The sequence below is a fragment of the Bacillus sp. WC2503 genome (genome assembly GCF_052682895.1).
In genome coordinates, this window is the sequence record NZ_JBQYMD010000001.1 from 50,444 (window position 1) to 75,690 (window position 25,247).

Here is a 25,247-nt window from a genome sequence, read left to right on the forward strand (position 1 = left end):
TTATTCCAATATGATTATTAGTTGAACGAATCGGGCTTTTATGGGCAGTTTGATTCCCACTGGATATCCGGTTATTAGCTTAATTATTAGGGGGGGAGTCTTACTGTCCGTTAATGCGGGGAAAGGTTGATTTTTCAGAAGAAATTGGAAAAGGGAAATAGCTATAGAATGGGCATTTCTTTTGTGATAGACTATGGACTATGTTTTCTTTGTAAGGAAGCGGATTATCGCGTTTTTCTATATGTGGAATTGATTTCACAAGAGATGAAATTGAAGAAGGAGAAAGAAATGAAATTGTTACAGAAAAAAGAAATTTTACTTATTAGTCTTATGCTATTCTCTATGTTTTTTGGAGCGGGGAATCTTATCTTTCCGCCTTTCCTTGGATATGAAGCAGGAGAACACGTGTGGATTGCGCTGTTAGGTTTTATTATATCAGCAACAGGTCTTCCGATATTAGGTGTTATTGCTGTTGCAAAAGCAGGAAGCTTTCAAACGTTAGCGGGTAGAGTACATTCTTCATTTGCAATTATTTTTCCGTGTATTGTGTACTTATTTATTGGACCTGGTCTTGGTATACCACGTGCAGGAAGTCTAGCATTTGAAATGGGACCAGGTCAGTTATTCCCAGAATCGGGTAGTGTAGTTTTACTAGTTTATACGATCGTTTTCTTTAGCTTTGTTTACTGGTTAAGTTTATCGCCATCTAAATTAATGGGCTTATTTGGGAAGGTTTTAACGCCTTTATTATTATGTATGATTGCACTTATTTTTATAAAAACTATGTTTACACCAGTTGGTAGTGTGAAAGAGGCTACTGGAAATTACGGACAAGTTCCTATGTTCCAAGGATTTTTAGATGGATATTTAACGATGGATGCGCTAGCGGCTTTAATCTTTGGTATTGTTATTGCAAATGCTTTACGTGCAAAAGGTATTGAAGATGATCAAGGCTTAGCGAAATATATGAGTATTGCTGGTATTGGAGCAGGTCTTTTATTATCTATTATTTATGTCATCCTCGGATATGTGGGTTCAATTAGCGGTTCGTTAGGTACGTTTAATAATGGGGCGAATGTGTTAGCACAAGTGATGACGACGTTATTTGGACAAGGCGGAGTAGTTTTGTTAGGCCTTATTTTTACTATTGCGTGTTTATGTGTTTCAATTGGACTTGTTACATCTTGTAGTCAGTTTTTTACAAGTGTATTTCCGAAAGTATCGTATACAGTTTGGGCGTTTATATTGAGCTTTATTAGTATGATTTTAGCTAATTTAGGGTTAACACAAATTTTAAAAGTTTCAGTACCGATTCTTGGATTTATTTATCCAATTGCATTAACGCTTATTATTTTAGGGTTATTCCATAAATATATTGGGAAGTATGTGTGCATATATCCTGTTACAATTTTGATTGTAGCGGTATTTAGTGCAATCGATATTTTAAATAAAAATGTGATGACGAATCAGTGGACGCCAATATTGAAGTATATTCCGTTTTATACAGAAGGTGTAGGATGGATCATTCCAGCTCTTGTAGGTGTGTGTATTGGTGTAATCGTTAGTATCATGATAAATAAGGACAAATAAGTGAAAGGGTGTTTTCTATAATGGGAAAACACCTTTCTTTTTTTGGAAAAATAGTTTTAAAAATGAATAGACTAAGAGTATGATAAAGATAATTGGTAATATATAGGTTTCGAATGAATGGTGAGGGGGGAGCATATGAAGGAAGATTTGAATAAGAAAATAGAAGCACTCGAAACTACAATTGAAACGATGCAAGAAGCACTTTTTGAGTTGAAAGCAAAACAAAGGGAAATAGAAGTAGAAAACGCTCAGCAACATGTTAGTAAGGAAAAGAAAGTATATATCGAAACGATAATAGATGAAAAATTACAAGAAGATGTAGTAAAGATCAAAGAGCCCGTGCAAAAAGTTGAGGAAAAACAAGTAAATATATCTGCTTTTAAACCGGAACCATTCAATATTATTAAGTTTTGCCAAACATGGTTGCCGCGTATATTTGTCGGTATTATGCTACTTGGGGTTATTTGGTTATTTAAAGCAGGGGTAGATGCTGGTTTATTAACACCAGCGATACGAATTGTGTTTGGTATCGCCTTATCTATCGGTTTGTATTATATAGGGGATATTCAAATTAAACGAGAGCGGCAAGCGTTAGGGTTAGTATTAGCTGGAGGAAGTATTACAGGCATTGTTTTAACGACGTTTGCGGCACATTATTTATATGGATTTATTCCAGCAAGTATTGCGTTTATCTGTAATATTGTATGGGTTATTTTAGGGATTTATTTAGCGAAAAAGTATCAATCGGAATACCTTACTATCTTCGTAGCGGTCGGAGCTTTCTTCGTTCCGTTCTTGTTAAATAGTACGACTCCGAATCCTTATATTTTCTTTGGATATGAGACGATATTAACACTTAGTTTATTATGGTATGCGTTGAAAAATCGTTATAAGTACTTATATATGATTTCTTATGTTGTTGCTGCCATTGTCCTGTTTGTCTTCTTTGCTGTTATGTCGATATTAGTAGAGAATTTGCAAATACAGTTAACGATTGTATATGGTGTAATTCATTTGCTGTTATTTTGGCATATGTTTTCAGAGAGAGAGTTTATACAAGAAGCAAGAGTAGCGATATTTAGTACAAATGCCGTTTTCTTTATTTTATCTATTGCAAAAATACCTGATTTTACTACGTGGGGATTGGTCATAAGTGCACTCGTGCATACTGTTATGTTTGTACTTGAATATAGGAAGAATAAACAGTCTATATTTGCAAATCTCTTATTTGGTTTTGCAATGGGGTCATTTAGTTTAGCGATTTTATACGAGTACAGTTTAGTGAATGCAGCAATTGTATTATTGTTACAAGGTTTTCTCGGTATGGTTACTTCTATTAAAGCAAAACAACAAATTAAACTGTATGTAAGTGCCACTATTTATGCGATTGGAATGGTACAGACGATTTTTAGCCCGTTTGATCATTTTGTTTCAGCTGGGTTTGTTGCTCATATTATTTTAATAGGTACATTTTATTATTGCATGAAACGAGCGAAAGATGTATTAACGAGTTTTGGAAAATATGTTTATTCTATAGCTCTCTATTGGTTCATGGTCATTGTATTTATTACAATTACTAGAGTTGGCGAAGTTCTTTCTACAGATGGAAGTATAATAAGCGTATCAGTATCGTTATTATGGATGGTATATGCATTATTTGCAGTTTGGCTTGGACGGAATAAAAATATGAATGAAATATTGTATGCTGGCTTAGTTGTTTTAGTAGTAACGATAGGAAAGTTATTCCTTCTAGACTTACCAGAAGTTTCAATGATGATCAGGGCAGTGTTATTCTTAATTGTAGGTAGTATAGGTATCGTCATTTCCAGAATGTTTTTCTCAAAAGAAGAGAAATGAGAAGAAGGCAATCCGCATGTGGATTGCCTTTTCTTTTACTTCTTATTAATCGTTACAGCTTCATTATATTTAGCAGTTGTATTTTGGCGTAGACGAAGTGTTGCTTGTCCAGTTGTATTTGAATCAAGTTGTACGTTCACAATTTTTTCAGCGGAACCAAAGCTGTTTGTTGTGAATGAGAAGGCGCTACTATATCCGAAAGTAGATGGCCAAGTGCCGTTTGTATTTTGGACTTTTGCTACCTGTGTTCCGCCAGTCGTGAAGATACCTAAAGAATAGTTATTATAAGTTGTATTAGGTAATAAGTTGTTTACTTGAATCTTTATTTGGAACACTTCATTGTTTGGTAGAATGCTAGGGCGTGTAATCACATAATCGTTTGCTGTTACGGCGCCGTTATATCCGTATGAACCAGGTTTAAATGTATTTGTATTAAACCATTGATAACCAGCGTTTGGTGCACTCCAAGGTTCTGGTTGTGGCTCTGTTGATAAGCTTGGTTGTTCAAATGTTTGTAAAGCAGTAGGTGAATCAAGTTGTAAACCGTTTACTTGATCTAAGCTTGTAAATGTCTCTTGTTTCGATAGCCAATTTACGATATTTTCTAGTAAAACAGCATCGTTTTCTTCTTTATAACCATCGTAAGTTTTCTTTGTTTGGCCAGAATCTTCACGAACGTATTTTGGCGTAGCATCTTCAACAGGAGAAGAGTCACCGATAAAGGCAGCTTTTCCAAGTCCTACTTTTGCAATTGCAGCATATGGACCCTCTGCAACGCCACCGCCGTTATAAACACCACTATCAACAGCGTTATTCCATTTTGATGGGTTTTCTGGAAGATAAACAAGTCCTTTTGCTAGTTTTGGATTTGTAATTGCTAGAGTAGAACCAGCATGCATTGCTACCGATGAAACACCTTGTGTAATTCCGAATGATTGTTCAGGCGAAACAATGTTTTTAGCTGAAACATCACCAAGTGCATTGTAACGGAAGCGAATACCAAAATTATTAGATAGCCAATCGGAACTTTCTACTCCTTGCATAGCTTGTGAGTTTGCTTCTTCGTTAGACATTCCTTTTGCGGGATTTTCCCAAGCACCGCGTCTATATCCATTAAATACTTCAGAAGAGTCCCAGCGATTTTTATTACGATCTGCATTATAATGATCGGCAATGAAGAAGATACTGCCGCCATTTTTTACATATTGTAACATTGCATCTTGTTCAGATTTTTTGTAAGGAATATTTGCCTCTGGAACGATAAACACGTTGTAATTTTTTAAGTCTTCGTATGTAATAGGTGTTGATTTACGAAGTTCTTTTACATGATATCCATTTTGGGCAATGCCGTTTCCGAAATCAGAAAAGCCGCCATCAATAACCCAGTCAGCTGTCCCTGCAGTTTGACCGTGCGTATTATCAAATAATACTTTCTTCCCATTGTTTTGATTTACAACCTTTGCAGCAATTTCAGGAGCTGGGTCTACAGAGCTTTCGGCATAAGTAGACGGTATGAACGAACTCCCCATACTAAGTGTAATTGCTGTTGCTAAAGAAAATGTAATCCATTTTTTATTCTTCATAGAAGAATCCCCCTAATAATAAATATATGTGCTTTAATAATGTAATTTATTTTTCTGAAAAAATAAAGACAGAAAACGTAAAAAATATTAAAAAATTGTAAAAATACCGTGAATTTTGTTGAGAAATATTTATATAGACAATAAAAAACCCCTTCCAATTAATAAGGAAGGGATAAATTGTTTAACTAATCTTTGAAGTAGGTGTTTCATCAATCTTATGAAACCCTTTCATGTAATACACGATAGCTAAGCCAATAAGCCAAATTGGGCCAACGATTAATGCAATTCGTGTATCTTCTGAATACGCCATTATACATAGTACAAGTGCAAGGAAGCCAAGTGAGAAGTAAGAGCTTAATGGATGTAAAGGCATTTTATACGTTAGCTTGTCTTTTTTCTCAGTTGATAATCCTTTACGGAATTTAATTTGAGCGACTAATATAATTCCCCAGGTCCAAATTGCCCCGAAAGTTGAAATACTAGTTAACCATGTAAACACCTTTGCAGGCACAAGGTAGTTTAATATAACACCAACAAGTAAAACGATAGCCGTTGCTACAATTCCTTGACTTGGAATCCCATTTTTATTTAAACGACCGAATCTTTCAGGAGCTTTCTTTTGTTGTGCCAATGTAAATAGCATACGCCCTGTACTAAATAAACCACCGTTACAAGAAGAAAGTGCAGCTGTTAATACGACAAAGTTAATAATACCTGCTGCTTTTGCAATGCCGATTTGTTGGAATGTTAATACGAATGGACTTCCTTTCTCACCAAGTTCGTTCCATGGATAAATTGCCATCATAACGAATAATGCCCCGACGTAAAAGATTAGGATTCTCCAAAATACGTTATCGATAGCTTTTGCGAGTGTTTTCTTCGGGTTTTGAGCTTCACCAGCTGTAACACCAATTAGTTCAACGCCTAAATAAGCGAATAATACCATTTGTAAGGAGAGTAGTAATCCGGAAAATCCATTTGGGAACCAGCCACCATGTGACCAAAGATTTGAAATACCAGTAGCGATACCACCATTTCCGAATCCGAATAAAATAATGCCAGCTCCAACTACTATCATACAGATAATTGTGACAATTTTAATGAGAGCAAACCAAAACTCAAGTTCTCCAAATACTTTTACTGATAAGAAGTTGAAAGCGCTCATTAATAATAGAGCGAGTAGTGCCCAAGTCCAGCGCGGGATATCTGGGAACCAGTACTGCATGTAAATTCCAGCCGCCGTAATTTCAGCCATACAAGTAACAACCCATAAGAACCAGTAGTTCCAACCAGTAATATAGCCAGCAAGTGGGCCGATATAATCATTAGCGTATTTACTAAAAGAACCGGCAACCGGTTGTTCAATTGCCATTTCTCCGAGCGCTCGCATAATGAAAAAAATAACGAGTCCAGCGATCATATAACCTAGTAAGATGGAAGGACCAGCTAGTTTAATAGCAGAAGCAGATCCTAAAAATAGTCCAACGCCAATAGCTGAACCGAGTGACATTAAAGTAATATGTCGTTCTTTTAAACCTCGATTTAAAGTTCCAGATTTGTTTGTGTGCTGCATAAGAAGAATCCCCCTTGTAGAATGAGCTACCTAAATATTTAACTATTTCAAATTATAAAACATTTCTATCTGTTATGCTACAAAAATAATCATAAAAGAACTGTACTACATCTGAAGTTGTCAGACTTAAACTTAAAATTCTCACTATTAGAGAATATATTGACTCTTCTTTTTATTGATTGTTAAGATTAAGTATTATATTTTCTCACATACTAGTAAGAAAAGAATGTGTGATAATAATTCAGATGTAGGAAGGGTACATAAGCATGTTTCAATTACAACAATATAACACTTCTGTGAAGCAAGAGCTTTTAGCTGGCATCACAACTTTTTTTACATTTGCGTATATTCTTGTCATCAATCCGAAAATATTATCTGATGCAGGTGTACCATTTGATCAAGCTTTTACGGCAACTATTATTGCGACAGTTATTGGGACGCTATGTATGTCGTTTTTAGCTAACTATCCAATTGTTATTGCTCCAGCTATGGGGATGAATGCATATTTTGCTTATTCTGTTGTTCAACAGGCAGAGGGGATTACATATGTCATTGCGTTTTCGGCAGTATTTGTAACAGGTATTATTTTTCTTTTATTATCTTTCACTTCATTTAGGCAAAAGTTAATTGTCGCAATTCCTGATAGTTTAAAGCATGCAATTGCAGGTGGAATTGGACTATTTATTGCTTTTATTGGATTACGTCTATCTGGAATTATCGTTGATCATCCATCTAATTTAGTTACGATTGGTGATTTTCATTCACCAGCCGTTATTTTAACTTTAATTGGTTTAATTTTAGCTGCGGTATTAATGGTATTACGTGTGAGTGGTGCATTATTTATTAGTATGATTGTGACAGGAATTATCGCCTTCTTTACGGGGCAACTGAAGTTTGAGGATAAAATTGTAGCGATGCCTCATTTACCAGAGGGTATTATCGTTTCAAATCCAATCAATGCCTTTTCAGATGTAATTCAGTATGGATTATATGGTGTTGTATTTTCATTTTTACTTGTACTTTTATTTGATACGACAGGTGCATTACTCGGTTTAATTAAACAAGCAGGTTTAATTACAGATAATACAGAGAAACGTTTTGGTAAAGCGTTTATTGCAGATGCGATTGGCGGAACGACAGGTTCTATCTTTGGTACAAGCCCAACAGCAGCGACAATTGAATCGTCAGCTGGTATTGCTGCGGGTGGTAAAACGGGATTAACAGGTATTGTAGTTGTTGGACTAACAATTATAACGGCATTTTTCAGTCCTGTAATTGCATCTTTATCAAGTGTAGCTGCTATTACAGCTCCTTCATTGATTATTGTCGGTAGTTTAATGGCACAAAGTATTCGTGATATTAATTGGGATGAGTTTGAAGATGCATTACCAGCATTTTTAATTTTTGTAGGTATTCCGTTAACGTCTAGTATTGCGAATGGAATTGCAATCGGATTTTTAGTGTATCCGGTCTTAAAGATTGTGAAAGGGAAAGGGATGGAAGTACATCCGTTACTATACTTATTTACAATTTTATTTGGATGTCATTTATTCTTATAATATAGATATAGAAGAGGGGCTTCTTATGAGAGGCTCCTTTTTTGTGTATAATAAAGTGAAACTATAATTAGTGAGGGGTTTATTACCCGCAAATAGCGGGAGAAAGTGAAAATTAAATTAATTACGCAAAATATAAATTACTTAATGGAATATATATGTTACAATTAAGGTAGAGGAGGAACATGAATGGCTGTAAGTAAAATAAAAGTCGCGCGTGTTCAGTTAGATTTAACACAGCAAAAATTAGCAGAAAAAGTAGGCGTTACAAGGCAAACGATTAGTTTAATTGAGAAGGGGAAATACAACCCGTCTTTAGATTTATGTTTGAAAATTTGTTATGCGGTAGATAAAACATTAAATGATTTATTTTGGGAGGAAGAGGAGTGAGGGGATGAGAATCGTGAAAGATGAACGTTTAATGATTGAGGGGCTAAAACATATTAGACTCGTTTTCATCTTACAAAATATCGTCATACTAGGTATTGTTTTTTATCGCTATGTTTTGCAAGGTGCAGGATATGAAAGTATTTCGGATTTATTAATGGTATTTATGTGCGGGATAATAGGTATTAACTTTTTAAACTTAAAAAATTCGGTGCAAGTGTATGAGCATACGGGCGGAGTATCACGCAGCTATTTTATGAAACTATTATTCATTCCGGTAGGTATTATTATTGGGATTTTAGCTATTTGTATCATTGTAACACCAGATATTTCGATAAAGGAAATTAGTATGACAGGACTTATTATGGTTGCTTGTTTTTTAGTTCCTAGTTTGTTTATATACATATATATGAAAAAAATAAAAAGTGAAGATTGAAATATAAGAAAAGCTTTCCTGTATTGCGGAAAGCTTTTCTTATATCTTTTTATATACAATACTTTATGAAGGCCAATCGGTTCAATTTCAAAGATTACACCATGTTCCTAGAAGCCTAAGCGCTTGTAATAGTCAGTTACAGTAATTCGGCCATTACACCATAAAATATTTGCTTTACGCTCTTGCAAGACTTGTTACGCTTTTTGAATTAAGGAGCTTCCAGCGTGTTTGTTTCGAAAGTTAGGTAATGTTGCCATTCCACGTAGTCGGAAGAGTATTTACAATCTGTTACTGTTTGATTCGGGTGTGAAAATTTTTGACGTAATACGCAAGTTTCAGATGCATCAATACATTTCACGGTAATTATATTAACATCCTTCCTTATAAGCCTTTTTCTGTTAGTTGTATAAAGAAATAGGCAGGTGCAGCGAAAAGTCCGAGTATGCTAGCGGTTCCAAGAAGGAGCGAAAGCAAGAGACAAGTATATTTGACGCCAGTTGATTTTTTCCAGCCGTAACTACAAATTTCAATGCTAACACCGATGAGAATAATAGCAACGAGTACTTCCGCTAATAATAATAGAGCTAAAGTTACAATAGACATAATGTGATCCATCCCCATAATATGTGATAGTAACATTTTACCATATAGAATGGAAAAAAATGCCCCTCAATTATGTGAGGGGCATTTTCTATTCTAATATGTTTTTTAGTGTATTAATATGTTCTTTTGAACCTGTTACAAGCAGTGTGTCACCATGTTGTAACCTCGTATCACCATGCGGTATTAATGCTTTATTACCTCGGTAAATTTGGATGACAAGTACATCACCTAAAAATGGAAGGCGACGAAGCTCGATGCCGTTATATTTATTGCTACGTAGTTCAACTTCACGTACTGTTTCGTTCGCTGTTGTAATTAAACGAACGAGACTCGGTTTATCGATAAGAGCACGTAATAAAATCCGTGTAGAGTTAATAGTCGAGAATACAGCGATATGTTCTTGTGTTGCTTTTTCTTGTAGAAGTGGATCTTCTACACTTGCAATGACATGTTCAACACCTAGTTCTTTCGCATGTTCTGCTAATAATAAGTTTTGTTCATCATCACTTGTTGCAACGACAACGCGATTTGCATCAAATGCTGTTCGTTCAGTTAATGATTCAATTGTAATATCATCTAATTTCACGATAGGGAAGTCATGTGATTTCGCTTCCTCATCATTTATTTTATTTTGGCGCATCATATATAGCGTTACATCATAGTCTTCTCGTTTTAAATCAAGTGATAATGGAAGAGTAATTCTGCTCGCGCCAATAATAGATACTTTCGGTTTTGGTGTTTCCACTTTTGGGAACATCTTTTTAAATAATATAGGTGCAAAAATGCAAGTAATAACTGCACTTAAAATAAGAGAAGCGGATAAACTTGGGCTGATGATTCCTAGTTTTTCACCAATTTGTGCCGCCGCAATAACTAAGGAAAGTGTTGATGTTAATAAGATGGCACTTCCGAGTACGATATTACGCGGATACCATTTACGTAGGACGAGTGATGGTAAAAGTTTTGAAATAAAGAGTCCTACAATTAAAATTGGGATCATTAGCATACTAGAAGGTTCTTTAAAAATAGACCAGACTTCTAGATTTACACCAACCATTACGAAGAAAATAGGAATGAAGAAACCGTATCCGATGGAATCAAGTTTTTCAACCATATCTTCATTTGGTGATAATAACGATACGAGTACACCTGCTAAGAAGGCACCTAAAATATTTTCTGCACCAACAGATTCAGATAACCCTACTAAAATTAAGATAAGTGCAAAAACAGCTCGAGTATCAATTTGTACACTACCAGCTTTTAAGCTATCTAAGTATGGGATGTTTTTGAAGCGTTTTGCAATAAAGTAAATGATAATACCTGCTCCGAATAGAAGGAGTAGGAGCCACATGCTTTGGCCGCTTTCAGAATTTAATCCGACAAATACGGCGAGTAAAATCATTGTAACTAAGTCTGCAATAACAGCGACTAATAAAATGATTTGTCCGATTGCGGTTTTTCCTAAGTTATTCTCTTTTAATGTTGGTACGACAACACCTAAAGAAATAGTTGAAATAATTAAAGTCATGAACATTGCATTATCTACAAATCCTAGCCATACGAATAGTAATGATAGGGCATAAGATAAGATGAAAATAAACAAGAAAATAATGCTTGCTGCTTGGAATGTGTTCGGTTCGTTTTTCGTACTTTTTTTCCCTTTTTGTTTAAAAATAGAAAAGTCAATTTCTAACCCGCTTAAAAACATGAGGAAGATAAATCCTAGTGTTGATAAAACTTGGAGCCACATATCTGGCTCAATAATATTAAACCCACTTTTACCTACAAAGATTCCTGCGATGATCTCTGCAACAACGACAGGAAGTGCTTTTAATTTAAAGCGTTGTAACAAAAGGGGAACGAAAAACGCGATTGCAACTACAACCATAAGTGATAGAACAGAAGTATGATGTTCCATTGCGTTCTCTCCCTTCAAATAAATATAGTACCTATTTAGCCATATAATAGGTAGAAAATCAACGCATATGGATTCGATTTCATAAAGAAAGAGTTTTCTTAACATTTGTCATAATAAGTATATTTTTCATGATTCTGCTGTTAATGCCGTAATGTGGATGTAATAGGGGAGGGGGAATAAAAAAAGACTGCTGAGGAATCTCAGCAGTCTTTTTCATGTACATTACATTGAGAAGAAGATCCATACAGTTAAACCAACTGTTGCAGTTGCAACGAAGAAACTGTATATCATTGTAAGAATTTGGACTCTTCCTTCTCCTTCTTTTAAATGCATGAACATAATTAATTGTAATAAAGCTTGCGCAACAGCCATTATGATAATAGTTGTTAAGACTGTTGAAAGTGGTAATGTTGTGTAAAGTGCCACGTATAACGCTAGAAACGTTAGTGCAAGCGATAAAATAAATCCGAAAACGTGTGACCAAGGGAATCCGCTATGCGCATGCCCGTTTGCTTGGTTGTTATTTTGACCCATTTACGCCACCATCCCGTTCAAGTAAACTAGTGTGTAAATAAAGACCCAAACAAGATCAAGGAAATGCCAGTATAAGCTGATAATGAATACTTTACGAGCTGTAACTGGTGTTAAACCTCGTTTTAAAATTTGGATAATAACACAAGTTGCCCAAATGATACCACCTGTTACGTGGGCACCATGCGTTCCAAGAAGAACGAAGAATGCAGATAGGAACGCACTTGTTTGAATTGTTGCGCCTTCACCGATGTACATAATGAACTCTTCGATTTCAAAGAATAGGAAACCTGCACCTAAAAGTAATGTAAGGATGAACCATCCAAGCATTGCTTTTTGGTTGTGCTTACGCATTTCGTGAATTACGATACCACATGTGAAACTACTTGTTAAAAGTAGTAATGTTTGAATTAAAAGCGTTTTAAGTTCAAACAGTTGTGCTGGAGTTGGGCCATCTGCCGTACGACCAGCAAGGACTAGATAAGAGGCGAAAAGTGTTGCGAACAGCATAATTTCAGCCCCAAGAAAAATCCAGAATCCTAGGATATTCAATCTGCTTTGTTCGGATTGATATTCCAAAGGTAAGCTTTTATCTAAAGCCGCCATGTCATTTCACCTCTCATGCTATATGTTCTGTTTCTTTAATTTCATCAACACTTACGTAGTAACCATCGTCGTAATCGAATGAACGATAGATTAAGCAAGCTAAAATACCAACGCCGCCGATTGCTGCAAGCCAGAACCAGCTAAATACTAATGCGAAACCTGCAAGACCGAAGAATAAAGACGCAATAATAGGCACACCAGAGTTACTTGGCATGTGAATTGGTTTTAAATCTTCTGCTGCTGGTGTAACTGTTTCTCCGCGTTTTTTCATGTACCAGAAAGCATCAGCTTCTTTAATTTCAGGAAGCTTCGCGAAGTTGTAATGTTGTACAGGAGATTGAGTTGCCCATTCAAGTGTACGACCATCCCATGGATCTCCAGTTGTGTCACGTTCACCGTGACGTGCACTCCAAATTACGTTGTAGCAAAGAAGTAGGAAGCCGATACCCATCATTACCGCACCAACAGATGCGATTTGGTTTAGCCATCCCCATCCAAGACTTTCAGAGTAAGTGTACATACGACGAGTCATACCGTCTAAACCTAAGAAGTACATTGGGAAGAAACAGATGTTGAATCCGCTCATAAAGATCCAGAATGTCCATTTACCCAGGCGTTCATTTAACATATGACCAGTCATTTTTGGATACCAGAATGTGAATCCAGCAAGCATAGCGAATACTGTACCTGCAATTAATACGTAGTGGAAGTGAGCAATTAGGAAGTAGCTGTTATGGTATTGATAATCAGCTGCCGCCATTCCAAGCATAACCCCTGTAACCCCACCGACTACGAAGTTTGGAATAAATGCCAATGACCAAAGCATTGGAACTGTAAAACGAATACGTCCTTTATACAGTGTAAACAACCAGTTAAAGATCTTAACCCCGGTTGGAATCGAAATCGCCATTGTCGAAATCGAGAAGAATGAGTTAACCGCTGGACCTGCACCCATCGTGAAGAAGTGGTGAAGCCATACGACGAAACTTAGTAAAGAAATTGCAACCATTGAGTATACCATCGCACTGTAACCGAATAGACGTTTACGTGAGAATGTACTAATGATTTCAGAGAAAATACCGAATGCCGGTAAAATAACGATATATACTTCAGGGTGACCCCATACCCAGAACAGGTTGGCCCATAACATCGGCATACCGCCGCTCGCCATCGTAAAGAAGTGAGCATCGAATAGACGGTCAAATGTCATTAATGCAAGAGCAACTGTTAATACTGGGAAAGCGAAAATAATGATAATTGTTGTAATTAAGATTGACCAAGTAAACATTGGCATTCTCATTAAAGTCATACCAGGTGTACGCATTTTTAAGATAGTAACAAGGAAGTTAATACCGGTCATTAGCGTACCGAGACCTGAAATCTGTAATGCAATTGCGTAGTAGTTGTTTCCTACACCAGAAGTAAACTCTGTACCTGCCATTGGGAAGTAAGAAGTCCACCCAGCGTCTGGAGAACCACCGATTACGAAAGCGATGTTAAATAACATTGCTCCGACAAAGAATAACCAGAAACTTAAAGCATTTAAGAACGGATATGCAACGTCACGAGCACCAATTTGTAATGGTACTACAAGGTTCATTAATCCCATAACGAATGGCATCGCCATGAAAAGAATCATAACTGTACCGTGTGTTGTAAAGATTCCGTTATAGTGTTCAGCGTTTAAATAAGTTGTTTCTGGGAATGTTAATTGTGCACGGATCATTAAACCATCCATACCACCACGGAATAACATGATAACCGCAGAAATAATATACATGGCTCCGATTTTTTTATGGTCAACAGTTGTCAACCATTCATCCCAAAGCCACTTCCATTTTTTATACTTTGTTAGTACGAAAATGATTGCTAATGTCACAAGAACGATAGAAGCGTCTGCACCGTAAATAATCGGGTCACCTGTGACAAAGAATTCATCAAGCTTCACTGTGTTCACTCCAATCTGTTGGAATAATAGCTATTATTTTTTGTTTTTGTAGTAGTTGTAATCACAATATTCAAGTGATTTTGGATCTACATAACTTAAGTGATGACTAGAGAATGTCATACGACCAACTACACCAGGTTTAACAATTTCGTTGTACTTATCTTCTGTTAGTTTAGGAGCAGTTTGTTGTACTTCTTTTACCCACTTGTCATACTTTTCTTTTGTTTTTGCTTCAACTTCGAACTCCATGTGAGTGAATCCTTCACCAGAGAAGTTCGCGCTACGGCCTAGGTAAGAACCTGGCTTATCAGCTTGTAAATAAAGATCCATAATCATGCCATCCATTGTGTACTTCATACCACCAAGTTCTGGTACCCAGAAAGCATTCATTGGGCCGACAGAAGTCAGTTTGAATTGAATTGGTACACCAGCTGGGATGTTTAAATAGTTAACGGTTTCAATTTTTTCCTCTGGGTAACTGAATAACCATTTCCAGTTTGCAGATGTAACATAAATTTCAACTGGTTTAATATGTTTGGACTCTTCCGGAACCTCTTCCGAAGCATAAGTTGCTTTTACTGTTGGGATCGATAATGCGATAACGATAATAACAGGAACAAGCGTCCAAATAATTTCTAATAATGTGTTACCGTGTTGTTCAGGTGGCTCGTAGTCCATATTCTCTGGTTTTTCACGATAACGAATCAAGATGACTGTAAACAGGATGAATACAATTGCGATAATTAATGACATAAGCAAGAATGACCAAACAATTAAATCATACTGTGCTTTTGCAACAGGTCCTTGCGGATTTAATACTGCGAGTTTCTTATCACAGCCACCGAGGAACAGAAGTAATGATAACGGAAGAAGCGAAGCCAACTTCCAAAATGCTTTCTTTAGTTGCACGATTGAAAATCTCCTTTCTCCTTGGATTGAAACTATGCCAATAAAACAATATAAACCTATTAATTTATAGAAGGCAATAGTTTTTGAGATATTGTTAAAAAATAGACACAAATGCACACTTTTTAAGGTGAATATCATTTGTAACTTGATTATATTGTAAACTATTTTCCAGAAAAAAACGTGATTGTGAAAATTTTAAGATAAATAAAGTTATACCAAGATATCCAATAAATAGAAAAAAGCTATCTTATTATAAGAAAGATAGCTGAATATTTTGTATATTTAGTTTATTCCCTGAGTTATACTTTTTTTCTGTTCAAATGTGACAACTTTTTTATATTTAACTTGGTATAAAATGTAGCAAATAATCATAAATGGAATTCCGCAATAAAGAGCAATTCTCTGATCTGGAATGAAAGCTAAACTAACAAATGTAATAAAGTTGAGTGAGAACGCTACGATTGGAACTACTGGATAGAGCGGTGTACGATATTTTAAGTCATTTATGTCGCCGCCATTTTTTACGAAATTTCTACGGAAGAAAAACTGTGAAGCCGCGATTGACATCCAAACGACAACGGCGGCCATTGCTGCAATAGATGTTAAAACTAGAAAGACAGTATCTGCCGCAAACACGCTTGTTAATAAAGAAAGGCTTGCAAAAATAAGACTGAAAATGAGTGCATTCAGTGGTACCCCTTTTTTAGTTAACTTCGTAAAAGCTGGACTTGCCATTCCTTGTTTTGCCATCGCCCAAAGCATACGAGAATTTGCGTATAAACCAGAATTAGCTACGGATAATACGGCTGTAATAATAACAAAGTTCATAATGTCTGCTGCATATGGAACACCAGCTACATCAAATACAAGTACAAATGGACTTTCGACTAGATTAGCCTCTTGCCATGGGAGTAACCCTACAACAACTGATATTGCTAGGACGAAGAAGAATAGAGTTCGCCAAATTGTGTTTTTAATTGCTTTTGGAATTGTTTTTTCAGGATTTTCACTTTCTCCTGAAGCAATTCCGATTAATTCTGTTCCTTGGAAGGAGTAATTTACTGTAATCATTGTAAGAAGAACAGCTAATGCACCATTTGGAAATAGACCGCCATTTTCAGTGAAATTGTGAAGCATTGGAGCGGGTTTTCCGTTAAAGTCTAGTAGACCAAACATAACTGCACCACCAAGTACGACAAAAATAACAATTGTTGCAACTTTTACACTTGCGAACCAAAATTCTGTTTCTGCATATGCCTTTGCTGATAGAGCGTTCACAAGAAAAAGTGCTGCTGCAAATGTAACGCACCAAATCCACGAAGAAACGTCTGGAAACCATCGTTTCATTAAAATACTTACAGTTGTTAACTCTACTCCAACTGTAACAGCCCAATTTAACCAATACATCCAACCGACAACAAATCCAAAACCAGGTGAAATAAATTTGCTTGCATAGCTTTGGAACGAACCTGCTTCTGGCATAGCAACGGATAATTCACCAAGACATAACATCGTTAAATACATAACAAATCCACCGACTAAAAATGCAAGAATTGCACCACCAGGTCCAGCGTTATGGACGATTTGACCAGATCCCATAAATAGTCCAGTTCCAATAACGCCACCAAGTGCGATCATAAATAAGTGTCTACTTTTCATTGTACGTTTTAAATTTGTTTGTTCTACTTGTTGATTCATATGCCCCTCACCCCGTTATTTTCTTGTATGTATTAACTGGTTTTCATTCTGAGTGTTTAATCATTAGCGGGGGATGTGACACATACTCAATTTATTTGTTATGAAATGAATGGAGTATGTAAAAAACGAACTATGACTAAATACTCTAAGAATGTTTATTAACAAGGTTATATCTTCACTATGTTAATAATTTCGATTTTAGCAAAATGTTCCGAAAAAGTATATTGTTTTTTCTTTTTATTAAAAATAATTAGAATTTTATAACTATATAAATGTGAATAATAATTCACAGAATCTTTCTAGCAAACTAGTTAGAAGAAGGGTACAATGATAAGAGTTGTGTCTGTAAAATAATAATTAATGGAGTTTTGTTTATAATGAAAAAGTTAAAATATCTTTTTGTTTTTGGGATTATACTTGCGACCGCGTTTTTTATAGGGAAAGATAAAATTATACAAAAGGCGCAAGTGCTACGCTTAGATTTTCTATCTGAAATGAAAGAATCAGCTATGATTGAAGATGTTCCATTTATAAAACAATTACCAGAATTACCTCGTGGATGTGAAGTGACAAGTTTGGCTATGTTACTGCAATATAAAGGTGTACAAGTAGATAAGATGCAGCTTGCTAGCGAAATCCATCGTGTTCCATTTGAACAAAATGGTTTGCGTGGAAATCCTTATGAGGGATTCGTTGGAAACATTTATACGAAGGCTGAACCTGGATATGGTGTATATAATCAACCAATCTTTAATTTAGCAGAAAAATATGTTCCTGAAAAAGTAATTAATTTAACAGGTAGAGACATGCAAGATATATATAAAGTAATTAGTTCTGGATCTCCAGTATGGGTCATTATTAATACAACGTTTAAGCCACTAGCTGAAAGTAGTTTTGAAACATGGAATACGAGTTCAGGTGAAGTGAAAATTACATATTATGAGCATAGTGCAGTAGTAATTGGATATGATCAAAACTTTGTATATGTAAATGATCCTCTTAAAAACAATCCACGTTTGGCTGTTCCACGAGCGGAATTTGAGAAAGCTTGGGAGCAAATGGGAAAACAAGCAATTACTATTTTGTAATAAGGAAAAAGTCATCTTTTAGATGGCTTTTTATTTTTAAGTCTATAAAACGGAAAATTTAGAATATTCTTTTAAAAGTTAATAATTCGCGTTATAATAACATTTAACTTGGTGAAGAAGGAGAGAAGAGAAATGGATGTTGCAAAGGAACTTGTTTTGTCAAAAAATCAGTTGGTTGAGTGGAGAAGGCATTTTCATAAGTATCCAGAGTTATCTTTTCAAGAAGAGAAAACATCGCAGTTTGTGTTCGACATACTTCAAAAAATCCCATATTTAGAAGTGTCACGACCGACTCAATATAGTGTGATGGCAAAGTTAGTAGGTAAACAGCCCGGTAAAACAATTGCGGTCCGGGCTGATATGGATGCTCTTCCTATTCATGAAGAAAATGATTTTGATTTTATTTCGATATATCAAGGTGTGATGCATGCATGTGGTCATGATGGACATATGGCGATATTACTTGGTGTGGTACATAAGTTAGTAGAGGAAAGAGAGAGGGTTAAAGGGGAGATTCGTTTTCTATTCCAACATGCAGAAGAAAATTTTCCTGGTGGCGCAGAGGAAATGGTTGCAGCGGGGGTAATGGAAGGTGTGGATTATATTATTGGTGCTCACCTGTGGGCGTCGTTAGAGGTTGGTAAAATAGGTGTAATTTATGGTGCGGCAATGGCTGCGCCGGATGTTTTTAAAATTACGATTGAGGGCAAGGGTGGGCATGCTGGAATCCCTCATGAAACTATTGATAGTATTGCAATCGGTACACAAGTTGTTTCACAACTTCAGCAAATTGTATCTCGCCTCACGAATCCGTTAGATTCTCTCGTAGTATCTGTTACGCAATTTCATGCCGGAACAACCCATAATGTGATTCCAGAACAAGCGGAAATTGAAGGGACAGTGCGGAGTTTAAGGCATGAGTTGAGAGAAGAAACAGAGGGGAAGATTGAACGGATTGTAAAGTATATTACAGAATCTTACGGAGCGAAATATACATTTTCTTATGAATATGGATACCGACCAGTTGTAAATGATTATGAAGTTACAGAGCTTATTGAACGCACGGCATTGCAACTTTATGGACGAGACAGGATTGTTCGTTTACAACCAACGATGGCTGGAGAAGATTTTTCAGCATTTTTACAAAAGGCACCAGGGACATTCTTTTTTATCGGAGCAGGAAATAAAGAGAAGGGAATTATATATCCTCATCACCATCCTCGTTTTACGATTGACGAAGATGCACTGCCGATTGGCGTGGAAGTGTTTGTATCATCCATTATGAATTTCATAAATAAAGGAGAATGAGATGAAGAAAATACACGTGCTAGCACTTATTCCCGTTCTTTGTTTAGTAGTTGGACCAGTATTTGCAAATTCGGTCACTCCTTACGTACTAGGGATGCCATTTTTATTATTTTGGGTATTATTATCGGTGCTTATTACCTCTCTTTGTATGGGGGTTGTGTACGTATTCGATCCTGCTAATAAGGGGGATATGGAATGACAGCATTATTTATCATTATTTTATTCTTATTTCTAGCGCTATTTTTAGGTATTCGGGCGCAGCGTGGAAAAGATATGAATTTAGAGCAATGGTCAGTTGGAGGAAGAGGATTTGGAACGATTTTCGTATTTCTCCTTATGGCAGGCGAAATTTATACGACATTCACATTTTTAGGAGGAAGTGGATGGGCGTATAGTAAAGGAGCGCCTACTTTTTATATTTTAGGTTATGGCGCACTAGCTTATATTTTATCGTATTTCTTATTACCGCCAATTTGGAAATATGCGAAAGAACATAACCTTGTTTCACAGCCAGATTTTTTTGCGAAGAAATATAGAAGTAAAGCGCTTGGATTGATTGTTTCAATTGTTGGTGTTGTTTCCATCATCCCATATCTTGTTTTACAGTTGAAGGGATTGGGGATTATCGTTTCAGAAGCTTCTTATGGAAGGGTATCACCTGTTGTTGCAGTATGGATTGGCGCTATTGTTATAACTATATATGTAATGGTTTCAGGTATACATGGATCAGCTTGGACAGCCGCTTTGAAGGACATTATGATCCTGTTTATTGTTATGTTTTTAGGTATATATTTACCGTATCATTATTACGGAGGGTTTCAGCCAATGTTCGAAGCTGTAGAAGCTGCGAAACCAGGATTTTTATCTTTACCTGAAGAAGGGATGAGTATTTCTTGGTTTGTTTCTACTATTATATTAACGGCCCTAGGTTTTTATATGTGGCCTCATACATTTGCTTCTGCTTTCTCTGCTAAAAATGAAAAAGTATTTCGTAAAAATGCGGCAATTATGCCATTGTACTCTTTAGTTTTACTTTTCGTATTTTTTGCAGGGTTTGCTGCTATCCTGCAAGTTCCTGGATTAAAGGGAGCAGATGTAGATCTTTCATTATTCCGTCTTGCTTTACAAACTTTTGATCCTTGGTTTATTGGAATTATTGGTAGTGCTGGGGTATTAACGGCATTAGTTCCAGCATCCATGCTTGTTATGGCCGCGTCTACATTGTTAGCGAAAAATATTTACCGAACGATGATCCCATCTGCTTCAGATAGACAAGTGGCCAAAGTAGCAAAATTATTTGTGCCTGTAGTAACGTTTATAGCAGTTTTATTTACATTTAAAGGAGGAGAAACAATAGGAGCTCTCCTTTTAATGGGATACAGTATTGTAACGCAACTTTTTCCTGCACTTGTATGTAGTTTGTTTCCACGTCAAATTATTACGAAGCAAGGGGCGATTGCAGGAATGGCGATTGGTCTGTTAGTTGTTGCATATATTACTTTATCTGGTTCTACTATAGCTACGATGTTTCCGAGTTTCCCGCAGTATATAAAAGATTTAAACGTAGGTATAATCGCATTATTAATGAATATGATTGTGATGTTTGTAGTGAGTGGGATTACGAAAAGAGTATCTATAAAAACAGACAATATAATAGTAGAAAAATAACCTGTGCACGAGAGCTATCTTTGAAAAGAGATAGCTCTTTTTTGTATATATTTTCTTCTATTAGCGGAATCTAACTAAAAACTTATTGAAAAGGAAGTTAGGTGGGGGAATTGTTAGAGTTAGAAGGTAACTTGTTTGAAGTTATGGAGAAAATAAGAGATGAGTTAGGTTCACCTAATGATTTAACAATTAGAGAAGTTGCTCTTGCTGGCAGTTTAACGCGCTGCGCTGTTATTTTTTTATGTGGGTTAACAGATAAGGATAATGTTTATAAATATGTAGTTCGTACGCTTCAATATGAAGAAATACAAAAAGCAGCAGCTATTGTTCAAACGTTATTGGATCGCTTTATTTCTATCGCAGAAGTCGGTATGAAAACAACATTTCCAGATATTATAAATGCGATTTTAGCGGGAGATACAGTTATATTAATTGATAATATTCAAACGGCTATTGTTGTTAACAGTAGAGCTTGGGAGAAAAGAAGTCTAGAGCCTCCAGTGACAGAAGATTTAATACGTGGACCAAGAGTTGGGTTAAATGAAGATATTAATGTAAATAAAATGTTAATTCGCCGTGGTTTACGTGATCCGAAGTTACGGTTTCAATCTTATATTATGGGGAAACGATCGCAGAAAGAAGTAACCTTAGTATATATAGAAGATATTATTAACCCGTATATTGTAAAAGAACTAGATCGGCGTCTTCAATCCATAGTGACAGATGTCATTTTTGAGACGGGAACGATTGAGCAATTAATTCAAGATAATAATTTGTCACCCTTTCCGCAGTTTTTAAATACGGAAAGGCCTGATAATATTGTGGCTTCATTAGCGAAAGGAAAGGCGGCTATTTTGGTGGATGGATCACCGTTTGCTCTTATAGCTCCACTTGTATTTGTTGATATTTTTCAATCTGTCGAAGATCATTATGAGCGCTGGGTGATTGGAACGTTATTGAGAGTTTTACGGATGGTTTCTGGTATAATGGCAGTTTTGCTACCAGCTATGTATGTAGCACTTGTATCATATCATCAAGGGCTTATCCCATCTAAACTAGCTTATTCTATTGCGGGAGCCAGAGAAGGGGTACCATTTCCGGCATATATTGAAACATTAATGATGGCATTAACGATGGAGTTAATACGAGAAGCGGGAATTAGATTGCCAAAACCGATGGGACAAACAATTGGGATTGTAGGCGGTCTTGTAATTGGGGAAGCGGCGGTGAATGCAGGAATTGTAAACCCGTTCTTAGTTATTATTATTGCAGTTACTGCAATTGCTACATTTTCACTGCCTGTATATAGCATTACAATTACGTTTCGCATTTTACTTTTTGTTTTTGTATTAGCAGCAACTGCTTTTGGATTGTACGGAATCATTTTAGCTCTTATTTCACTTGCGATTCATATTACGAATTTAAAGAGTGTTGGTATTCCTTATACAACGCCTATTGCTCCTGCATTTTATAAAGATTGGAAAGAAGAACTTATTCGTATGCCAAAATCGATGTTGAAAGAGAGACCGGAATATTTACAAACAAAAGATTCTACAATACGTCCAAAGGAGCGAAAATAATTGAAACCATTTGAGTATGGCGATGAAGAGATTGGATCTCGGGAAATTGGGTTTGCGGTATCGTCAACCATTATTGGTATAGGGGCATTGTCTATGCCGAGAGATATTGCTGATCAAACTTTATTTTCGGACGGTTGGATTATTTTACTTTTGGGTGGATTGATATGTGCGGTTTTAGGTTGGTTTGTAACGAGGGTAGCTATTTTATTCCCAAAACAAAACTTTGTTCAATATACGAGTGCGCATTTGACGAAACCTGTTGCATACACAATTAGTAGCATCTTAGTATTAACATTTGCAGCTTTGACAGCATATGAATCGCGAATGATTGCGGTTATTTCACAAACATATTTATTTAGTGATACACCAATACAGCTATTGTCTTTCTTCTTCTTATTGGTTGTTATTTATGGAGTAGCTGGATCGAGAGCGGCTTTATTAAGGTTAAATGTTCTATTCTTGCCAATTGTTTTAATTGCGATAGTGCTTCTTTCTTTATTGAATGTGAACTTAATGGAAATAGATAATTTACTACCGGCTTTTCAAACGAATGTCAGTCAATATGCTGTAGGAGTTAAAAATTCTATTTTTACATTCATCGGATTTGAGGTAGCTCTGTTTTATGCTGTGTTGTTGAACGATAAGACAGCGAAAAAAGCGCCAATGGCAGTTGCAAAAGCGGTGATGGTGAACGTATTGTCATACATTTTAATTTATGTAACTTGTATTAGTGTTTTTACATATATGACAACACGTGGATTGACATATCCAACAATTGAACTAGGAAAAGAAATTGAAATTGGTGGAGGGTTTTTAGAAAGATTTGATGCAATTTTTTTTACTACTTGGATTATTACTATTTATAACACGACAGCAATGTATTATGACGTCGCATCTTTATTATTTTGTGCTATGTTTCCAAAAGTGAAGAAACATATTTTCATTTTTGTGAGTGCCCCGATTATTTTTATGGTGAATATGATACCTAGTAATTTGAAGGAATTGTCAAGTTATGGGACTTATTTAGCTTGGATAGATATGGGGTTTGTCGTGTTAGCGCCTTTGTTAGTTTTTATTGTATATAAAATAAAAAGAAGGAATGGTAAAAATGAAACACCTTCTTAAAATAATAATGGTTATGGTTTTAGCTGGATCTATAAGTGGGTGCTCTGAGTTAGAAGAAATAGAAGAAAGAGGATTTGTAGTAGGTGCAGCTTACGATATTGTAAAGGCAAAGAAAGCAAATCCAATTATGAAAGGGACGTATCAGATGGTACTCCCCAGTAAATTGTCGCAACAAGGTGGACAAGGTGATGGAGATGGCGAAAATTATATTAATGTTAGTGCGAAAGCAGATAGTGTCTTTGAGCAAATCCGAATTATCGCCAAAAAAATTAGTCGTTCATTATTCTTTCCGCATATACAAGTGATTATTTTTTCTAAAGATTTACTAGCGAATCCATATGTTTTGCAAAATACGTTAGATGTATATATTCGCGATCATGAAATGAGAAGGAATATTCGTTTGTTCGTTTCTAAGCAAAATGCAGAAGCTATTTTAAAGCAGAGTGCCAAGCCTGAAAATTTGCCAGCGCAGTATATCGATATGTTAGCTGAACATCCTCCGAAAAATGCCCAAATGATTGAGGCTGCAAGAATTGGTGAAGTCCAGGAAAAGATGATTTCCAATCGGAGTTTTGTATTACCTATTCTCGAACTAACAAAACAAGGGGTACAAATGAACGGGGCAGCGCTGTTTCGCGGGAAGGATAATAAGTGTGTAGGTATTTTGGGGGGGGAAGAAACATTAGGGATGAATTATATAATAGGTAAAAAAATTGGAGGTTTTTTTACCATTCGTAAAAAGGATCAACTTATTACATATGAAATTCATAAGCTGCGTCGGAAAATTAAAGTATCTACAACGAATGCTACAAAACCAAAATTTGATATTCACATATCTCTGGAAGGGACATTGGCGGAGTTGCACTTTAGTGATCATAAAAAGGTGTTGAATGAAAAGCGTTTAGAGAAGGATATTTCGGAGGAAATGGAGAAACGCATCCAAAAATCGATTAAGCTTGTTCAAAAAAAATATAAGGTAGATGTATTAGAATTAGGGGAAGTGTATAAGAGACATAATTATAAAGAGTGGAAAAAAATAAGTAAGAATTGGGATCAAGGTCAGAATTATTTTAGTGATGCTGAAATTACTGTTCATGTTCATCCGATAATTGAACATTCAGGCTCAGCTTTACCGAAGAGAGTGAAATAAGGTGATGAAAGTTGTTTACTGGATTAGGAATTAGTTGCACGATATTAATGGCGGTTCTTCCGGGAACCATATACTTCATCCATAAAAAACTCACAACGTATGGGGCGCAGCCGTGGAAAGAAAAAAAGAAACC

General features: G+C 35.9%; 21 protein-coding genes and 1 pseudogene. 12 read left to right on the forward strand and 10 right to left on the reverse strand.

Annotated elements, in window-relative coordinates:
* Positions 1-288: 288 nt before the first annotated feature.
* Together brnQ1 and ACUN26_RS00265 are read left to right on the forward strand one after the other, a co-directional pair.
* Complete coding sequence (gene brnQ1 / locus ACUN26_RS00260; RefSeq protein ID WP_044810333.1) at positions 289-1,590, forward strand: branched-chain amino acid transport system II carrier protein BrnQ1; 1,302 nt, start codon at positions 289-291, stop codon at positions 1,588-1,590.
* Positions 1,591-1,725: 135 nt separating this feature from the next.
* Positions 1,726-3,447, forward strand: coding sequence for a DUF2339 domain-containing protein (locus tag ACUN26_RS00265; protein ID WP_000656748.1), 1,722 nt, complete (start codon positions 1,726-1,728; stop codon positions 3,445-3,447).
* Positions 3,448-3,482: 35 nt separating this feature from the next.
* Here the strand turns inward: ACUN26_RS00265 and ACUN26_RS00270 are convergent, their stop codons facing one another.
* Both ACUN26_RS00270 and ACUN26_RS00275 read right to left on the reverse strand, forming a co-directional pair.
* A complete protein-coding gene (locus ACUN26_RS00270) occupies positions 3,483-5,030 on the reverse strand; it encodes a DNA-binding protein (RefSeq protein ID WP_000791528.1) in 1,548 nt (515 codons plus the stop codon).
* 181 nt (positions 5,031-5,211) lie between these two features.
* The gene (locus ACUN26_RS00275; protein ID WP_001164887.1) at positions 5,212-6,603 is read right to left on the reverse strand and encodes an amino acid permease; all 1,392 of its coding nucleotides are present in this window, start codon (positions 6,601-6,603) and stop codon (positions 5,212-5,214) included.
* Positions 6,604-6,869: 266 nt separating this feature from the next.
* Here ACUN26_RS00275 and ACUN26_RS00280 point away from each other — a divergent pair, with 266 nt between their 5' ends.
* From ACUN26_RS00280 to ACUN26_RS00290, 3 genes are all read left to right on the forward strand, one after another.
* On the forward strand, positions 6,870-8,162 hold the full coding sequence (locus tag ACUN26_RS00280) for an NCS2 family permease (protein ID WP_000487216.1): 1,293 nt from the start codon (positions 6,870-6,872) through the stop codon (positions 8,160-8,162).
* Between the two features lie 186 nt (positions 8,163-8,348).
* Entirely contained in the window at positions 8,349-8,549 is a 201-nt protein-coding gene (locus tag ACUN26_RS00285) for a helix-turn-helix transcriptional regulator (protein ID WP_000301176.1), read from the forward strand.
* A gap of 4 nt (positions 8,550-8,553) precedes the next feature.
* Positions 8,554-8,982 (forward strand): hypothetical protein, encoded by a 429-nt coding sequence (locus ACUN26_RS00290; RefSeq protein ID WP_001223560.1) that lies wholly within the window; start codon positions 8,554-8,556, stop codon positions 8,980-8,982.
* Positions 8,983-9,089: 107 nt separating this feature from the next.
* Here the strand turns inward: ACUN26_RS00290 and ACUN26_RS00295 are convergent.
* The 8 genes and pseudogenes from ACUN26_RS00295 to ACUN26_RS00330 all read right to left on the reverse strand — a co-directional run bounded on the left by ACUN26_RS00295 (position 9,090) and on the right by ACUN26_RS00330 (position 17,195).
* Positions 9,090-9,349 (reverse strand): annotated as a pseudogene (locus ACUN26_RS00295) (GNAT family N-acetyltransferase).
* Between the two features lie 14 nt (positions 9,350-9,363).
* Entirely contained in the window at positions 9,364-9,621 is a 258-nt protein-coding gene (locus tag ACUN26_RS00300) for a DUF4022 family protein (RefSeq protein WP_000926990.1), read from the reverse strand.
* Between the two features lie 52 nt (positions 9,622-9,673).
* Complete coding sequence (locus ACUN26_RS00305; protein ID WP_000399998.1) at positions 9,674-11,503, reverse strand: monovalent cation:proton antiporter family protein; 1,830 nt, start codon at positions 11,501-11,503, stop codon at positions 9,674-9,676.
* Positions 11,504-11,725: 222 nt separating this feature from the next.
* The gene (qoxD, locus tag ACUN26_RS00310; protein WP_000531386.1) at positions 11,726-12,037 is read right to left on the reverse strand and encodes a cytochrome aa3 quinol oxidase subunit IV; all 312 of its coding nucleotides are present in this window, start codon (positions 12,035-12,037) and stop codon (positions 11,726-11,728) included.
* Positions 12,038-12,640 carry a cytochrome aa3 quinol oxidase subunit III gene (gene qoxC, locus ACUN26_RS00315; RefSeq protein ID WP_000729314.1) on the reverse strand — a complete coding sequence of 201 codons (603 nt, stop codon included), beginning with the start codon at positions 12,638-12,640 and terminating at the stop codon, positions 12,038-12,040.
* 13 nt (positions 12,641-12,653) lie between these two features.
* On the reverse strand, positions 12,654-14,588 hold the full coding sequence (gene qoxB / locus ACUN26_RS00320; protein WP_000762376.1) for a cytochrome aa3 quinol oxidase subunit I: 1,935 nt from the start codon (positions 14,586-14,588) through the stop codon (positions 12,654-12,656).
* Positions 14,589-14,621: 33 nt separating this feature from the next.
* On the reverse strand, positions 14,622-15,497 hold the full coding sequence (locus tag ACUN26_RS00325; RefSeq protein ID WP_001176160.1) for a cytochrome aa3 quinol oxidase subunit II: 876 nt from the start codon (positions 15,495-15,497) through the stop codon (positions 14,622-14,624).
* 282 nt (positions 15,498-15,779) lie between these two features.
* Entirely contained in the window at positions 15,780-17,195 is a 1,416-nt protein-coding gene (locus tag ACUN26_RS00330; protein ID WP_001076086.1) for an amino acid permease, read from the reverse strand.
* A gap of 377 nt (positions 17,196-17,572) precedes the next feature.
* Between ACUN26_RS00330 and ACUN26_RS00335 the strand changes: the two genes are divergently transcribed.
* From ACUN26_RS00335 to ACUN26_RS00365, 7 genes are all read left to right on the forward strand, one after another.
* Positions 17,573-18,283 (forward strand): C39 family peptidase, encoded by a 711-nt coding sequence (locus tag ACUN26_RS00335; protein WP_000734495.1) that lies wholly within the window; start codon positions 17,573-17,575, stop codon positions 18,281-18,283.
* A 132-nt stretch (positions 18,284-18,415) separates the two neighbouring features.
* Complete coding sequence (locus ACUN26_RS00340) at positions 18,416-19,591, forward strand: amidohydrolase (protein ID WP_000382116.1); 1,176 nt, start codon at positions 18,416-18,418, stop codon at positions 19,589-19,591.
* Between the two features lies 1 nt (position 19,592).
* Positions 19,593-19,790: a DUF3311 domain-containing protein gene (locus ACUN26_RS00345; RefSeq protein ID WP_000719867.1), complete on the forward strand. Its 198-nt coding sequence runs from the start codon at positions 19,593-19,595 to the stop codon at positions 19,788-19,790.
* Positions 19,787-21,259 carry a sodium:solute symporter family protein gene (locus ACUN26_RS00350; protein WP_000125691.1) on the forward strand — a complete coding sequence of 491 codons (1,473 nt, stop codon included), beginning with the start codon at positions 19,787-19,789 and terminating at the stop codon, positions 21,257-21,259. The genes ACUN26_RS00345 and ACUN26_RS00350 overlap by 4 nt, the downstream gene beginning before the upstream one ends.
* Positions 21,260-21,360: 101 nt before the next feature.
* A complete protein-coding gene (gene gerLA / locus ACUN26_RS00355; RefSeq protein ID WP_002037989.1) occupies positions 21,361-22,839 on the forward strand; it encodes a spore germination protein GerLA in 1,479 nt (492 codons plus the stop codon).
* Positions 22,840-23,964: a spore germination protein GerLB gene (gene gerLB / locus ACUN26_RS00360; protein WP_000801988.1), complete on the forward strand. Its 1,125-nt coding sequence runs from the start codon at positions 22,840-22,842 to the stop codon at positions 23,962-23,964.
* Positions 23,948-25,114, forward strand: a complete 1,167-nt coding sequence (locus ACUN26_RS00365) for a Ger(x)C family spore germination protein (RefSeq protein ID WP_000681643.1) — start codon at positions 23,948-23,950, stop codon at positions 25,112-25,114. Before gerLB ends, ACUN26_RS00365 begins: the two co-directional genes overlap by 17 nt.
* Positions 25,115-25,247 lie beyond the last annotated feature (133 nt).

Bases quoted from the DNA above. Each gene is read 5' to 3' on its own strand.
- brnQ1 (WP_044810333.1), top strand. From the start codon at position 289: ATGAAATTGTTACAGAAAAAAGAAATTTTACTTATTAGTCTTATGCTA.
- ACUN26_RS00350 (WP_000125691.1), top strand. From the start codon at position 19,787: ATGACAGCATTATTTATCATTATTTTATTCTTATTTCTAGCGCTATTT.
- qoxD (WP_000531386.1), bottom strand. From the start codon at position 12,037: ATGGGTCAAAATAACAACCAAGCAAACGGGCATGCGCATAGCGGATTC.
- ACUN26_RS00285 (WP_000301176.1), top strand. From the start codon at position 8,349: ATGGCTGTAAGTAAAATAAAAGTCGCGCGTGTTCAGTTAGATTTAACA.
- ACUN26_RS00280 (WP_000487216.1), top strand. From the start codon at position 6,870: ATGTTTCAATTACAACAATATAACACTTCTGTGAAGCAAGAGCTTTTA.
- ACUN26_RS00330 (WP_001076086.1), bottom strand. From the start codon at position 17,195: ATGAATCAACAAGTAGAACAAACAAATTTAAAACGTACAATGAAAAGT.
- ACUN26_RS00305 (WP_000399998.1), bottom strand. From the start codon at position 11,503: ATGGAACATCATACTTCTGTTCTATCACTTATGGTTGTAGTTGCAATC.
- ACUN26_RS00275 (WP_001164887.1), bottom strand. From the start codon at position 6,603: ATGCAGCACACAAACAAATCTGGAACTTTAAATCGAGGTTTAAAAGAA.
- ACUN26_RS00270 (WP_000791528.1), bottom strand. From the start codon at position 5,030: ATGAAGAATAAAAAATGGATTACATTTTCTTTAGCAACAGCAATTACA.
- qoxC (WP_000729314.1), bottom strand. From the start codon at position 12,640: ATGGCGGCTTTAGATAAAAGCTTACCTTTGGAATATCAATCCGAACAA.
- ACUN26_RS00265 (WP_000656748.1), top strand. From the start codon at position 1,726: ATGAAGGAAGATTTGAATAAGAAAATAGAAGCACTCGAAACTACAATT.
- ACUN26_RS00345 (WP_000719867.1), top strand. From the start codon at position 19,593: ATGAAGAAAATACACGTGCTAGCACTTATTCCCGTTCTTTGTTTAGTA.
- ACUN26_RS00340 (WP_000382116.1), top strand. From the start codon at position 18,416: ATGGATGTTGCAAAGGAACTTGTTTTGTCAAAAAATCAGTTGGTTGAG.
- ACUN26_RS00300 (WP_000926990.1), bottom strand. From the start codon at position 9,621: ATGTTACTATCACATATTATGGGGATGGATCACATTATGTCTATTGTA.
- ACUN26_RS00335 (WP_000734495.1), top strand. From the start codon at position 17,573: ATGAAAAAGTTAAAATATCTTTTTGTTTTTGGGATTATACTTGCGACC.
- ACUN26_RS00365 (WP_000681643.1), top strand. From the start codon at position 23,948: ATGAAACACCTTCTTAAAATAATAATGGTTATGGTTTTAGCTGGATCT.
- ACUN26_RS00290 (WP_001223560.1), top strand. From the start codon at position 8,554: ATGAGAATCGTGAAAGATGAACGTTTAATGATTGAGGGGCTAAAACAT.